Origin of the sequence: Cupriavidus gilardii, from assembly GCF_017598945.1 — a bacterium.
Lineage (GTDB): Bacteria > Pseudomonadota > Gammaproteobacteria > Burkholderiales > Burkholderiaceae > Cupriavidus > Cupriavidus gilardii_E.
Window position 1 is genome coordinate 22070 of record NZ_JAGFTW010000019.1, and the last position, 14398, is coordinate 36467.

Annotated in this window: 13 protein-coding genes; 6 read left to right on the plus strand and 7 right to left on the minus strand. The window is 69.4% G+C overall.

Features of this window, described 5'->3' with window-relative positions:
• Positions 1-10 precede the first annotated feature (10 nt).
• Both J5T34_RS08000 and J5T34_RS08005 read right to left on the minus strand, forming a co-directional pair.
• Positions 11-277, minus strand: a complete 267-nt coding sequence (locus tag J5T34_RS08000) for a hypothetical protein (RefSeq protein ID WP_244258764.1) — start codon at positions 275-277, stop codon at positions 11-13.
• A gap of 95 nt (positions 278-372) precedes the next feature.
• Positions 373-1146: an NADPH-dependent F420 reductase gene (locus tag J5T34_RS08005; protein WP_432207639.1), complete on the minus strand. Its 774-nt coding sequence runs from the start codon at positions 1144-1146 to the stop codon at positions 373-375.
• 350 nt (positions 1147-1496) lie between these two features.
• Here J5T34_RS08005 and J5T34_RS08010 point away from each other — a divergent pair, with 350 nt between their 5' ends.
• A complete protein-coding gene (locus J5T34_RS08010) occupies positions 1497-2909 on the plus strand; it encodes a PLP-dependent aminotransferase family protein (RefSeq protein ID WP_208579275.1) in 1413 nt (470 codons plus the stop codon).
• A 147-nt stretch (positions 2910-3056) separates the two neighbouring features.
• Positions 3057-4271 (plus strand): NAD(P)/FAD-dependent oxidoreductase, encoded by a 1215-nt coding sequence (locus J5T34_RS08015; RefSeq protein WP_208579276.1) that lies wholly within the window; start codon positions 3057-3059, stop codon positions 4269-4271.
• Between the two features lie 34 nt (positions 4272-4305).
• On the opposite strand, the gene J5T34_RS08020 is transcribed toward J5T34_RS08015, so the two are convergent.
• Positions 4306-4659 (minus strand): hypothetical protein, encoded by a 354-nt coding sequence (locus J5T34_RS08020; RefSeq protein ID WP_208579277.1) that lies wholly within the window; start codon positions 4657-4659, stop codon positions 4306-4308.
• 342 nt (positions 4660-5001) lie between these two features.
• On the opposite strand from J5T34_RS08020, the gene J5T34_RS08025 reads away from it, so the two are divergent.
• Positions 5002-5823 (plus strand): class I SAM-dependent methyltransferase, encoded by an 822-nt coding sequence (locus tag J5T34_RS08025; RefSeq protein WP_208579278.1) that lies wholly within the window; start codon positions 5002-5004, stop codon positions 5821-5823.
• A 120-nt stretch (positions 5824-5943) separates the two neighbouring features.
• Positions 5944-7032 carry a LacI family DNA-binding transcriptional regulator gene (locus J5T34_RS08030; protein ID WP_208579279.1) on the plus strand — a complete coding sequence of 363 codons (1089 nt, stop codon included), beginning with the start codon at positions 5944-5946 and terminating at the stop codon, positions 7030-7032.
• Here the strand turns inward: J5T34_RS08030 and J5T34_RS08035 are convergent.
• From J5T34_RS08035 to J5T34_RS08050, 4 genes are all read right to left on the minus strand, one after another.
• Positions 7018-7728, minus strand: coding sequence for a sulfite exporter TauE/SafE family protein (locus J5T34_RS08035; protein ID WP_432207640.1), 711 nt, complete (start codon positions 7726-7728; stop codon positions 7018-7020). The two genes, J5T34_RS08030 and J5T34_RS08035, sit on opposite strands and share 15 nt — an antisense overlap.
• Positions 7728-9200, minus strand: a complete 1473-nt coding sequence (locus tag J5T34_RS08040; protein WP_208579281.1) for an amidohydrolase family protein — start codon at positions 9198-9200, stop codon at positions 7728-7730. Before J5T34_RS08040 ends, J5T34_RS08035 begins: the two co-directional genes overlap by 1 nt.
• Positions 9201-9413: 213 nt before the next feature.
• Entirely contained in the window at positions 9414-10745 is a 1332-nt protein-coding gene (locus J5T34_RS08045) for a uracil-xanthine permease family protein (RefSeq protein WP_208579282.1), read from the minus strand.
• A 274-nt stretch (positions 10746-11019) separates the two neighbouring features.
• Entirely contained in the window at positions 11020-11901 is an 882-nt protein-coding gene (locus J5T34_RS08050) for a LysR substrate-binding domain-containing protein (RefSeq protein ID WP_208579283.1), read from the minus strand.
• Between the two features lie 109 nt (positions 11902-12010).
• Here J5T34_RS08050 and J5T34_RS08055 point away from each other — a divergent pair, with 109 nt between their 5' ends.
• Together J5T34_RS08055 and J5T34_RS08060 are read left to right on the plus strand one after the other, a co-directional pair.
• Positions 12011-12610 carry a cysteine dioxygenase family protein gene (locus J5T34_RS08055; protein WP_208579284.1) on the plus strand — a complete coding sequence of 200 codons (600 nt, stop codon included), beginning with the start codon at positions 12011-12013 and terminating at the stop codon, positions 12608-12610.
• Between the two features lie 183 nt (positions 12611-12793).
• Complete coding sequence (locus J5T34_RS08060; protein WP_208579285.1) at positions 12794-14362, plus strand: rhodanese-like domain-containing protein; 1569 nt, start codon at positions 12794-12796, stop codon at positions 14360-14362.
• Positions 14363-14398 lie beyond the last annotated feature (36 nt).

The following is a 14398-nucleotide window of genomic DNA, read 5'->3' on the forward strand; positions in this document are numbered from 1 at the left end:
CCAATGACGGCTAGGGCTGGCTTTGCAGCTTGCGTTGATCGTTGGCCAGCGACAGCATGCGCAGCGCCTCGGCGAAGACATCGTCGCTCTGCGCGTTGCCCACTGCTTGCGCCTGGACGCTATCCCGGTCGGCCGTCACGCCGCGGATCAGCTCGTCGAGCAAACCGGGCTGCTGCTGCTCGACGCGCTGCAGCAGCATGTGGAGGATGTAGCCGCACGCGCCAAGGCGGGCGGCGTCGGTGGGTTGCGGGATGGTCGGGTTGCTCGTCGCGCTCATCGTCGTTTTCTCCTCGATGCAATGGCCGTCCGGCTGTGGCCAGCGATCCGGTGTTGTTGTCGCCGGGATTCTATCGGCATGGGCGTCGCCCAGCGCTAACGCGAAGCCGGCGCCGCAGGCACCGCCGCCCTCGCCTTCTGCCGCAGTTCCTCGGCGCTGCCGACCTGGCGGAACAGGGGTCCGCCGGGCGCGAAGCTGTCGGCGATCTTCAACGGACCGACGACGACGGGCTCGAAGCCGGCCGCGCGCACCAGTTCCGAAGCGGTGTCGAGCGCGGCCCGATCGTCGCCGGCAATCGGTATCGCGATTCTCGGTTCCTGGTGGTGGCGGGTCGCGAAGTCGCTGGCGCTGGTGAAATTGAAGGCGCGCACGATACGCGTGCCCGGCAGGTATTTTGCCGTGGTCGCGCCGATGCCATTGGCCAGCGCCTCCTCGCCGGCGGCGCCATCGCGATGGCGATAGGCGTTGGTGGCGTCCAGCACCACCTTGCCGGCCATTGCGCGCCCATGCTCCTTGCCGATGTCGGGCAACGCGCCGTAGGGCACGGCGACGAACAGCACGTCGCCGAACGCGACCGCCTCGGCCACGGTGCCGGCCCGTGCCAGCGGGCCGAGCCCGTCGACCAGCGGCTTGAGCTGGTCGGGATGCCGCGATGAAAACAGGACCGGATAGCCCGCCTTGACCCACAGTCCACCGACTGTGCCGCCGATGCGGCCGCTGCCGATCACGCCGATCTGCATCGGCTTGCTGCCAGATGGCCGGGGCACGGACTGCTGTGGCGATGGCGATGGGGACGGCGATGGGGACGGCGATTGCGCCGAGGCCAGCCCGGGCCATGCCGCGGGCAGCAGCATCGCGCCGCCGGCCATCGCCAGCAGCCGGCGGCGACGCGGATCGGGCCGCTGCGCAGGGAATCGATGCAAGGGCAGCAAGGTCGGCAACCGGCGCGGCAGCCGACGCAATAACGGACGGTCCATGGCGATGTCCTCCGAACGGCAAGCGATGCAGGAAGCGATGCAGGGAGAGCGGCGCGTACGAGCCCTCGCCGCGGCCACTGTCGCCACTCTAGGCCAAAACGCCGCCGCTCTCCATGTCGCCCCCGCCATGTCCTCCAACCATGTCGTCCCCACGATGGCTGCGGCTTAGAATGCCTGTCCCGAGCCGGCCCGTCGCGATGCGGCCGCCCGGCACCGATCGAAACACCGATCCATTCCCTCGCATGGACCCAAGCCTCGACGTCAGCCTCGACCGATCGTCATCGGAACCCCTGAGCGCCCAGATCGCCAGCAATCTGCGCGTGGCGATCCGCGATGGACGGCTGGCGCCCGGCGCCCGGCTGCCATCGTGGCGCGATCTGGCGGCCCGGCTTGGCGTCGGCCGCGGCACCGTCCGCAGCGCCTACGAACGGCTGATCGACGAGCGGCTGATCGTCACGGCCGGAGCCGCCGGCACGCGCGTGGCCGCGCAGCCGGCACGCGTCGATTCGGCGCCGCCGCCGGCGCCGGCGCTGAACGCTCCGCTGAGCGGCATCCTGCACGACTTCTCCGCCCCGCCGTTGCCGTTCGAGATGGGCGTGCCCGCGCAGGACGCGTTTCCGGCCAAGCTGTGGTCGCGGCTGCGTGCGCGTGCCCTGCGCACCGGCGCAATGTCGCCGGTCACCTATCCCGATCCGCGTGGCACGGCGACGCTGCGGGCGCAGCTGGCCAGCTATCTGGCGATCGCACGCGGCATCCATTGCGCGCCGGATCAGATCATCCTGACCGCGGGCTATCGCGGCGGACTGGGGCTGACGCTGACCGCGCTGCAGCTCGCCGGCCGCGCCGCATGGATCGAAGAACCCGGCTATATGGTCACGCGCAGCGGCCTGCAGCTGGCCGGGGTGCGCGCGGTGCCAATCCCGGTCGACGCGCATGGAATCGACGTGGAACGCGGCCTCGCACTGGCACCGGACGCCGCGCTCGCGGTCGTCACGCCCGGCCAGCAGGCACCGACCGGCGTGCCGATGTCGCCGGCACGGCGCCAGGCGCTGCTGCGCTGGGCCGTCCGCGCGCAGGCGTGGATCGTCGAGGACGACTATCTGAGCGAACTGCAATTGCAGGGGCGCGCGACGCCGGCACTGGCGGCCGGCGATCGGCATGGCCGCGTGATCCATATCGGGACCTTCAGCAAGACCATGAGTCCGTCGTTGGGGCTGGGCTTCGTCGTGGCGCCGCTGCCGCTGGCAGAACGCTTTGCCGAGGTCGCGGGCTGCCTGGCACCCGCGCCGAATCTGGCCACACAACTGGCCTTTGCCGAGTTCATGGCCGAGGGCCACTATCTGCGCCATCTGCGTCATATGAAGGCCCTGTACGCACAGCGGCGCGATGCGCTGCGCGCCCGCCTCGGCCCGCACGCGGACATCGATGCGATCGCCGGGCTGGCGGTGCGGCTTCGTCTGCCGCCCGGCTGCGACGACCGCGCGATCGCCGCCGAAGCGGTGCGCCGGGGTGTGGCGCCCTCGCCCGTTTCGCGCTGGTATGCGCAGCCGCAGCGGCACGAGCGCGGCCTGTTGCTGGGCATCACCAATTTGAGCGAGGCCCGTCTGGCACCGGCTTGCGACACGTTGATGGCGCTGCTGGCCGAGATGCGCTGAGCCCCGGCCGCGGCGGTATCGCGCGCCTCGGCCCGATGGTGCCTGCATTTCGTCAGATCTTGGTACTGTTCCGGCGCAACTCGCCGCCCCTACCATCCCCACGTACCGATCCGACCGGATCCGCTGTCGTCGCCATCGTGGGGTGTCATGAGCAAGCAAGTCGTTATCGTTGGGGCCGGCTTTGCCGGCATGTATGCGGCGCTGGCCGCGGCCAGGCTGCGCGATTGCCACGGCGTCGCGCCGGATGCCATCGAGATCGTGGTGGTGGCGCCCGAAGCGGCCCTCACGCTGCGGCCTCGCCTCCATGAAAGCGCGCCGGCGCGGATGGCGGCGCCGCTCGATGTGCTGTTCGACACGGTCGGCGTGCGCTTCGTCGAAGGCTGGGTGGAAACCATCGACACGACCGCGAGCCGCCTTGCGCTGCGCAATGGCGAAGGCCAGCGCGGCGGGATCGGCTACGACCGGTTGGTGCTGGCCGCTGGCAGCCGCCTGGCGATGCCGGCGGTGCCCGGCCTGGCGCAGTTCGCCTTCAGCGTCGATCAGCGGGAAGACGCGGTCGCGCTGGAGCGGCATCTGCAGGCGCTGGCCGAGCGGCCGCGGTCGGCATCGCGCAATACGGTGGTGGTGGCCGGCGGCGGCTTTACCGGCATCGAGACGGCCGCCGAACTGCCGGCGCGCTTGCGCCTCGCGCTGGGCGACGACAGCGAAGTGCATGTCGTGATCGTGGAGCGGGCGGAGGCCATCGGCCCCGATCTCGGACCGGGTCCGCGTCCGGTCATCGAGCAGGCGCTGGACGCGCTCGGCGTGCAACGCCGGCTCGGCGTCGCGGTGACGTCGGTCGACGCGAACGGCGTGCTGCTGAGCGATGGCGCGCGGATCGATGCCGCCACCGTGATCTGGACCGGCGGCGTGCAGGCGAGTGCGCTGACCCGGCAGATTCCGGCCGAACGCGATGGCGCCGGACGGCTGCTGGTCGACCGCGATCTGCGCGTACCGGGTGCGGCGAGCGTGTTCGCTGCCGGCGATGCGGCCAGCGCGCAGACCGACGAGGCCGGCCACCGCACGCTGATGTCCTGCCAGCATGCGATGCCGCTGGGTCGGGTCGCCGGCAACAACGCGATGGCCGATCTGCTCGGCGTGCCGGCGACCCCGTATGTGCAGCCGCGCTATGTCACGTGCCTGGACCTTGGGCCCTGGGGCGCGGTGCTGACCCAGGGCTGGCAGCGCCAGGTCCAGCTGGCCGGCGCAGAAGCGAAGGTCCTCAAACGCCAGATCAATCAGCGGTGGATCTATCCACCGCTGGCGCATCGCGGCACGGCGTTCGAGATGGCCGAGCCGGGATATCACCCGACGGTCGAGTAGCCGTCAGGGTGGCGCGGTGCCGGACGGCGTGCGCTCATGCGCTCGACTCCGACAAGCGGTTCAGTATGCAATTTCCCACGCAGCCCATCAGGGTATTGCCCAGCCCGAATACCGCGGCCGCGGCGAGCCAGTCATGCGTGGTGGCGAAGGTGATGCCGGTCGCGCCGGCGACCAGGCCGAAGGCAACGACGCCACTCACCACGCCGGTCAGTTTGGGATGGGCCAGCCAGAATGGCTCGCCCGGACTGTCCAGCCGCGCATCGGTATCGATCGTGATGCGCGATTCGCGGAACTGGCCGTAGCCCCCGTCGTGGGGGCCGTCGATGTCGAGCGTGGTGCGGCTGGTGGCAAGGTGAGGCGAAAGCAGCGGAGTACGGGTGGTTTGCAAGATCAGGCTCCTGAGTGGATGGATGGTGCAACGATGGTTGGAACGGCGCGGTGCGCCGATCGCCCAGGCCGCTCGGCATGGCGATGCGCCAGATCGTATGCAGCTGAGCCAGGCGGCCAAACTTCCACGCCCTCCTTCCCGTTCGAGAACGAACAAAGCGAGCACAAAAGCACAGATCGGGCTGGACGCCCCGCGCCCGCCTCGGTGAAGCCGCGCTGCCTGCGCATTTCGCCGGAAGGTCATCGGTTCACACCGCCCCAGCCGGGATCGGCGACTAGCATGGACTGGCAGGACGAACAAGCGCCGGGCGCCCCGCCCCCGCCGCCTGCCAGGAGACCCACCATGGCCACACCGAACACCGACAAGCTGTTCACGGGCCCGATTCCCGAGCTGTACGAGCGTTACCTGGTGCCGATGATCTTCCAGCCCTATGCCGACGACCTGGCCGGCCGCGTGGCGGAGCGGCGCCCTTCCCGCGTGCTGGAAATCGCCGCGGGCACCGGCGTGGTCACGCGAGCGATGGCCAGGGTGCTGCCCGACGAAGCCGAGCTCGTCGTCACCGACCTGAACGCGCCGATGCTGGCGCGAGCCGAGGCGACCGGACTCGACGGCCGCGTGGCCGAATGGCGGCAGGCCGATGCGATGCAATTGCCGTTCGACGATGGCAGCTTCGATCTGGTGGTGTGCCAGTTCGGCGTGATGTTCTTCCCCGACAAGCCGGGCGCCTTCGCCGAGGCGCGCCGGGTGCTGCGGCCTGGCGGCACGTTGCTGTTCAATGTCTGGGACCGCATCGAGGAGAACGATTTCGCCAACGCGGTCTCGCGCGCACTGGCCGAGTGCTTTCCCGAATCGCCGCCGGACTTCATGGCGCGCACCCCGCATGGTTATCACCGGCGCGATGTCATCGAGCGCGACCTGAGCGCCGGCGGCTTCGCCACGATTCCCGCAGTCGACACCGTCGCCAAGCGCAGCCGGGCCGATTCGCCCCAGGTGCCGGCGATCGGCTTCTGCCAGGCCACGCCGATGCGGGCCGAGCTCGACGGACGCGGTGGCGATGCGCTGCAGCGCGCCACCGACTATTGCGAGGCCGCGCTGCGCAGCCAGTTCGGCGAAGGTCCGATCGAGGGCCGGATCTCGGCGCATGTGGTGACGGTGACCGCTTGATCGCGTGATCGCGTGATCGCGTGACATGCGCGAGGGAGCGGCGGGATCGCTGGTGTATGCTTGCCACCGCACTGCCACCACCGCATTGCCACCGCTACCCTGCTCCGTCACCCATCACGCATGAAAGACCCGAGGCCGAGCGCATCCGCCCCGCAACGACGCATCACGATCCATGACGTGGCCCGCGAGGCCGGCGTCTCGCTGACGACGGTGTCGCATGCGCTCAACGATCGCGGCGTGGTCGATCCGGCCACGCGGGCCCGGGTCAAGCAGATTGCGCAGCAGCTCGGCTATCGGCCCAGCGTGCGCGCGCAGCGGCTGCGCTCGGGGCGCGCCAACAGCATCGCGCTGGTGTCGTCGATGCCGTTCGCGGTGGCCGGCGGCACCTCGCGCCTGGGCTTCATGATGGAAGTGGCGGCCATCGCGGCCGAAGCGGCGCTGGGCCGCGGCCAGGGCGTCGTGCTGGTGCCGCCGCTGGAGGGCGCGGGCGGGCTGCTGGACAGTCTGGACATCGATGGGGCCATCGTCATCGAGCCGGTCGCCAACGACGCGCATGTCGCGCTGCTGCGCCAGCGCGGCGTCAGCATCGTGTCGATCGGGCGCGAGCCCGGCACCGACGATCCGGTGCCCTATGTCGACCTGCAATCGGAATACACCGCCCGGCTGCTGCTCGAGCACCTGCACGCGCAGGGCGGCCGCCGCATCGGGCTGCTGATCGGTGCCACCGCGCGGCAATCCTATGTCGAGACCGAGCGCGCCTATCGGGCCTTCGTCGCCGCGGCCGGCCTGCCCTGTCATATCGTCACCGCGCAGGAGAGCGAAGGCGAAGCCGGCGGCGCCGCCGCCTGCGCCGCGCTGCTGCGCGAGCACCCGGACATCGATGCGCTGTGCGCGCCGGTCGATGCGTTCGCGGTGGGCACGATCGCACACGCGCAGTCGCTCGGCAAGCGGGTACCGCAGGACCTGATGGTGGCGACCCGCTACGACGGCATTCGCGCGCGCAGCCACCAGCCGCCGATCACCGCGGTCAATCTGCATCTCGAGCGGGTCGCATCGCTGGCCGTCGAGCTGCTGTTCGAACATATCTCCGGCCGGCGCGAGCGCTCGTCGGTCGCGGCACCGTTGCCGGAGCTGGTGCCGCGCGAATCGTCTTCCCGGACTTCCGGGTCTTCCGCGTCTTCCGCGTCTTCGGCCTCAGCCGCGCACTAGCACCACCAGACCCGACACCAGCGCGAACACCAGCACGCCGATGCGCAGCGCGCGCTGGTTGATGCGCCGGTGCACCAGATGGCTGGCCCACATGCCGGCGACCAGCACAGGCAGCATGCCGAGCGCGTAGTGCCATTGCGGCGCGCCGAGGCGTTCGCCCACCGCCAGCACGATCAGCGAGATGACTTCGCCCACCAGAAAACACAGCGCCACGGTGGCGCGCAGCGTCGCCACCGGCGCGTGCTGATAGGCCAGCGCCAGCGGCGGTCCGCCGACGCCCGTGGCGGTTTCCGTCACGCCGGTGATCAGGCCGGTCGAGGCGAAGGTCAGTCGGCCCGGCGTGAAGGCCGGCGCAATCAGCGACACCAGCGCCGCCAGAATCGTGCTGCCGCCGACCAGCGCGTTGAGCCAGGCCATCGGCACCGCGACCAGCACCCACAGGCCGCCGAAGGTGCCGGCCAGGCGTCCGGCGCTGATCCACTTCGCGCCGCGCAGGTCGATCGCATGCCGCTCGCGCCAGGCCACATAGGCGTTCAACGGCAGCATTGCGATCAATAGCGCGCCGGGCAGCATCGCGGGCGCGGCCAGCGCCAGCACCGGCACCACGATCAGTGCGAAGCCCATGCCGGTGGTGCCCTGGATCAGCGCGCCGGCGAACACGGCGAGCCAGACGCTCAGCATCGTCGTATCGAGCATCATGCCTGCGCCCCGCCCTTTGCTCCGCGGAACGACGCGCCGCAAGCGGCGCGATGGACGTCGGCCGGATCATGCAGTTTGGTGATCGGCGCGTTGGCGATGGTCTGCTCCGCCATCTGGCGGATCTCGCGCATCAGCGCGCGCGCGTCCCAGTCCAGCGGCCAGCCGTCCCACAGGCGCAGCCGGCCATCGACGAAGACGCCGCGGATCTGGTCGCGATTGGCCAGCCGCACCAGTTCCCAACTGAGGTCCCACGACGGCGTCATCTCGGGCACATCGCAGTCGACCAGCAGGAAGTCGGCCTGCTTGCCCGCCGCGATCTCGCCGGTGATCTTGCCCAGTCCGGCCGCCTCGGCGCCATCGTGCGTCGCCATGTCGAGCCAGCGCCAGCCCGCGCCGCACGACGAGTCGCCGACGCCGATGCCGAAGGCGAAGCGCTGCGCCGCCTCGGCATAGTCCAGCAGGCGGAAGCCGTCGCTGCGGGTGCCGTCGGTGCCGAGGCCCAGGCGCACGCCGAAGGTCGCCATCGTTTCGGCCGGCGCCACCGCATTGCCCTTCCATGCGCTGGCGACCGGGTTGTAGGCCACCGCCGCACCGCGCTCGGCCAGCAGCCGGATCTCGTGCGGCGTCACCAGCGTCGCGTGCGCCAGCAGCGCGGCCGGGCCCAGCGCGCCGACCGCCTCCAGATGTTCGATCGGCCGCTGGCGCCTTGCATTGAGCGAGCGTTCGACCGCGACCAGATGCTCGTTGGCATGCGTCTGGAAGACGCGGCCCGCCTCCTCGCACAGGCGATAGACGTCGCGCAGCATCGCGTCGCTGGCCACGTCGGGAATCGAGATCGCCAGCGACGGCACCACCAGCGGATCATCGCCGTACATCGCCAGGTGGCGCTCGGCACGTCGCAGGATCGGCGCGGCATCGAGCGTCTGACCGCCGGGGCGATCGTTGCAGATCAGGCCCAGCACGCAGCGCACGCCCGCCTCGCCGACCGCCTGCGCGATCGCCTCCAGTCCCGCATCGGCACGCGTGCCGGCATCGCAGACCGTGGTGAAGCCGCCGCGCAGCGCTTCGAGCGCGGCCAGCTTCGACGACAGGTACAGATGCGTCTCGGTCAGGCTGCCTTCGAGCGGTACCCACACGCGCCGGAAAATCTCCGACGGCTCGCCGAATACCAGCGACTTGCCGAACGATTGCGTCAGGTGATGATGGGTGTCGATCATCCCTGGCATCAGCAGCATGCGCGGCAGCGCCAGCGTGGGCAGATGCGGGAATTGCGCGGCAATCTGCGCGGCCGGGCCGACCGCGGCGAAGCGGCCGTCCTGCACCACGATCGCGTGGTCGCGCACCATGCCGCCGCGCAGCAGGGTCCATTCGGGCAGCAGGATTTGGGGGCGGTCGAAGGACGCGGGCCGCAGTGCGGTGCGGTCCGGATCGGCGAAGGGATCGGAAAAGGCGGAAGAAGAAAACGACATACGGTCTACGGGTTGCGGCGCATGCATGCAGCGGCATGGCCAGATAAGCGGATGACTGCTCCCTCTCCCGCTTGCGGGAGAGGGTTGGGGAGAGGGAAATCGGCGGTGAATTGACCAGCAGCGTCAGCCATGACGACCGCCCTAGCCCTCTCCCCCGCCCCTCTCCCGCTTGCGGGAGAGGGGAGAAAACCGACGGGACCATCAAAGGCCGACTCAATGCGCGACCGGCACCTTCTGCATGCCGCGCCGCAGCCCGGTATGGAAGAACAGGAAGTTCATCAGCGCCGCCGTGATCGCCCCCATCGCCACGCCGTTGCCGACCAGGATGCGGATGTTGGCCGGCACGCTGGCATAGATGCCCGGCACCAGGATCGGCAGCAGCCCGACCGCCAGCGCCACCGCGACGATGTACATGTTGGCGTGGTCGCGCAGATCGACCTTGCGCAGCATGTCGATGCCCATGGTGCCGACGATGCAGAAGACGATCAGCCCGGTGCCGCCGACCACCGCCTCGGGAATCGCGGCGATCAGCGACGACACCGGCGCCAGCAGTCCGAACACGACGAGGATGCCGCCCGATACCGCGGTGACGTAGCGCGAGCGCACCCCGGTCGCCCGCACGATGCCGATGTTCTCGCCGCTGGTGATGATCAGCGACGTCCCGAACAGGCCGCCCAGCAGCGAGGTCAACGCATCGCCGCGGATGGTGCGCGGCACGTCGCGCTGCTCGTCGATCGGCTTGCCGACCGCATCGCCGATCGCGATGGTCTGGCCAGTGGCCTCCACCATCGACACGATCGAAAACACCATCAGTGGAATCGCCGCGATCAGGTCGAACTTCGGCATGCCGAACGGCAAGGCGGACGGCAGCGCCAGCACCGGCCACAGCGACAGATGCTCGCTGTGGAAGGCGCCGATGCCCACCGCCACCAGCGCCCCGCCGAGCAGCCCCAGCAGGATCGCCAGCTGTCCCAGCATGCCGGTCAGCACGCGCGAGAACAGCACGGTAAAGGCGATCGTCGCGAACGCCAGCAGCAGGTTGATCGGCGCGCCGAAGCCCGGCGTGCCCGGCTGCCCGGCGATCAGCTTGCCCGAAACCTGCGCCAGATTGATCGCCACCAGCAGCAGCATGGTGCCGACCACCGCCGGGGGGAAATAGCGCAGGCAGCGGCGAAATACCGGCAGCACGAGGAAATAGAACACCCCGGTCAGGATCACGGCGCCGGCGGCCGTCTGCACATCGGTCTGCTGCGCGATCAGGATGAACAGCACGATCGGCGCCCCACCCGGCAGCATGATGAAGGGCAGCCGCGCGCCGATGCCCCTGGGCCCGAACGATTGCAGCAAGGTACCGAGGCCGCAGATCACGAAGGTCGCGCTGAGCAGCTGCATCGCCAGCGCGGGCGGGAAGTTGAGCGCCTTGCTCATCAGAAAGACCGAGGCGATCGGCGATGCGGCCATCACCAGTACATGCTGCATGCCGAAGGCGAACAGGCGCCGCCACGGCAATACCTCGTCGACGGCCGCGATTGCGGGTTGGGACATGGGGTCTCCTCCTTGGATGGAAAGCGGCGGCTTATTGGTGTTGGCACGGTCGGTGAGCCGTGCGGGTACGTCTATGCGCGTCTGTGCGTATTTCGCCGCTCAATGATCAAAAAGCCCTTAACCAAAACGTTTTGGTTAGTCTATGCGAACGCCGAAGGGCATGCAAGCTGGCGGTCGAAACCAGCGGTATCGGCTGTGTTGCCCCGCCCTACGCGCCAGCGTGGACACGCAGACAGGCAGGCGGGCAGGCAGGGGGCAGGCAGGCGGGAGAAATTCAGCCCTGGGACGGTCCGGCCGCGGTCGCGTTCAGGCCCAGCGTGGACTTCAGCATCTCGTAGACCTGCCGCGTGGCCGGATTGATCACGTCGGGACGCATCCACAGGTAGTACGCGACATCGGGCAGGCGCGGCATGCCGTCGTTCTCGCCGAGCACGCGCATGTCCGGCCCGAGCAGCTCGATGCTGCGTGCCGTCACGCCAAGGCCGGCGCGGATCGCCGCCTTGATGCCGATCAGATTGGGCGCCAGATAGCCTGGCCGCCACGGCACCTGCGCCAGCTCCAGCGCCTCCAGGGCCAGCCGGCGAAACAGGCTCGGCTCGTCGGCCAGGATCAGCGGCACCGGCCTGGAGATGTCGTGCACATAGTCCGCCGCGCAGATCCACACGGTCGGCGAGGTCCGCAGCACCACGCCTTCCAGCGTCGGATCGCTGCGCGTCGACAGCGTCAGGTCGATCTCGCCCCGGCGCAGCGACTCCATCAGGAAGGGGCTGCGCCCCACATGGATTTCCAGCTGCAGCTTCGGCGAGCTGCGTGCGATATGCGCGAGCAGCGGCGGCAGCATGGTGTCGGCGATATCGTGCGGCGCGCCGATGCGCAGCGCGCCTTCCAGATTGCCCTCGCGCAGCGCGCGCAGGGCCTCGTCGTTGATCGCCAGCATGTGCTTGGCGTATTCGAGCAGCTTCTGTCCATGCGGCGACAGCCGCTTGCTGCGGCCCTGCTTGTCGAACAGCGGCAGCCCGACCTGCTCCTCCAGCCGCTGCATCTGCTGGGTGACCGCTGACTGGGTCTTGTGGGTTGCCTCGGCGGCGGCCGCAAAGGTGGTGTGCTCGGCGATGGCGACCAGCGTCCGCAGCAGTTCGAGGTCGAGATGGCGCATGAAGAATATATAAGGGATGCTTATATGATTGCGCAATATTCTAAGTTGTTCGGCCCCATCCCGTTCAGTACAGTGTGGCTCCAGACCCGTCCCTTTCAGGAGTTGTTCGATGAGCCTCGCTCCAGCGCGCGCCGAAGCCCGTACCGCCGGTGTCCATCACGCCATTCAAAGCATTAAGGATATTGTTGAAAACAAGCCGCTGACGCGTGAGGCGCTGGATCAGGTGCTGGCCGTGGTCAAGGGCCTGGCGGCCCATCGCGAATGGTGGAGCGAGGCCGATTTCGCACCGCCCGAGGCCGGCGAGCGTCAGGCCCGCTATCTGATCAGCGAAGATCCGGACCAGCGCTATGCGCTCTATCTGAACGTGATGCGTCCGGGCAAACGGATTCCGCCGCATAACCACACCACCTGGGCCTGCATCGCCGCGGTCGAGGGCGAAGAAACCAACTACGTCTATCGCCGGCTGGACGACGGCTCGCAGCCCGGCGTCGGCCAGCTCGAAGAGGCCGGCACCGTGCCGGTCGGTCCGGGCGAAGGCATCGCCCTGATGCCGGACGACATCCACTCGGTCGAGATCCAGGGCGAGCAGGTCATCCGCCATCTGCACATGTATGGCCGCGCGCTCGAAACGCTGAAGGAACGCATCGCATTCGACCTCGAGACCGGCCGCTATCAGGTGATGTCGGTCGGCGTGCAGACGCGCCGCTGACCCCCACGCTGCCGTCCTCGAGCCGCGACAGATCGGCAGCAGCGCATCGAGGACGGCGGCCCCTTCCGTCTTGTCCCCCTCCCCTCGCCACGTATGGCTGTCCTCGGCCAGGGGAACGTTTTGCTCGAATTCCGCCGGCGAGCCGTGTCGCACCGCTGGCCCATGAACCTGCAACGACCCGCAATGACTCACTACGTAGACGCCCCGACCCTGAAGACCTGGCTGCATGACGGCGGCGAGATCGCGCTACTGGATGTGCGCGAGCACGGCCAGTACGGTGAATCGCATCTGTTCCTCGCGGTGCCGCTGCCCTACAGCCGCCTCGAGGTCGAGGTCGGCCGCCTGGTGCCGCGCCGCGATGTGCGCGTGGTGGTCTACGACCATGACGAGAGCGTCGCCGTGCCGGCCGCCGCGGCATTGCACGCCGCCGGCTATACCGACGTGCATGTGCTGCGCGGCGGCACCGCGGCCTGGGCCGCGGCCGGCCATGCGCTGTTCGCCGGTGTCAACGTGCCCTCGAAGACCTTCGGCGAGCTGGTCGAACACAAGCTGCATACGCCGCGCATCGGCGCGGAGCAGCTGCATGCGATGCGGGCGCGCGGCGACAAGGTGGTGGTGCTCGACGGCCGCCCGCTGTCCGAGTACCGCAAGATGAATATCCCCGGCGCGATCTGCTGCCCCAACGGCGAGCTCGCCTACCGCCTGCGCGATCTGGTGCCGGACGACGATACGCCGATCGTGATCAATTGCGCGGGCCGTACGCGCAGCATCATCGGCGCGCAGACGCTGATCAATCTGGGCGTGCCCAACCCGGTCTACGCGCTGGAGAACGGCACGCAAGGCTGGTATCTGGCCGATTACCCGCTCGAGCACGGCAACGATCGCCACTATCCCGAGAAGACGTCGACGGCGGATCTCGAACCGATGCGCGCCGCCGCGGCACGTGTGGCCGAACGCCACGGCGTGGAAACCGTCGACGCCGCGACCGTGCAAGGCTGGGCGCGCGACACCACGCGCACGCTGTTTCTGTGCGATGTGCGCACGCCCGAGGAATTCGCGCGCGGCACGCTGCCCGGCGCCCAACACACGCCCGGCGGCCAGCTGATCCAGGCCACCGATCAATACGTCGGCGTGCGCGGCGCGCGGCTGGTGCTGTTCGACGACGACGGTGTGCGCGCGCCGGTGGTGGCGAGCTGGCTGCGGCAGTTGGGACACGATGCCCATGTGCTGGCGGACGGCCTGCGCAGCGGCCTGTCCTTGAGGTCGCCCACCGCGATCGCGCTGCCCGCGCTGCCCGCCGTCGATGCCGCGCGTCTGGCGCGCGATCTCGACCGCGGCGAGGTCGTCGCCATCGATCTGCGCGCCAGCATGGACTACCGCAAAGCGCATATCCCCGGTGTGCGCTGGTCGATCCGGCCGCGCCTGGCGCACGACGTGGCCGGCCAAACCCGCCCGCTGGTGCTGATCGCCGAGCAGCCCGAGATCGCGGCCGCCGCTTCGCTGTCGTTGCCGGCGGGACAGCGGTCGCTGGCGCATGTGCTCGACGGCGGCATGCCGGCGTGGACGGCCGCCGGCCTTCCCTTGACCGCATCGCCGAACGAGCCCGCGGACCGCGACTGCATCGACTACCTGTTCTTCGTGCACGACCGCCACGACGGCAACAAGGCCGCCGCGCGCCAGTACCTGGCGTGGGAAACCAATCTGATCTCCCAGCTCGACGCCGCGGAGCTGGGCAGCTACCGCCTGCCGTAGTTCCCACCACGCCTGGAGGAGTCACCATGAAAAGAA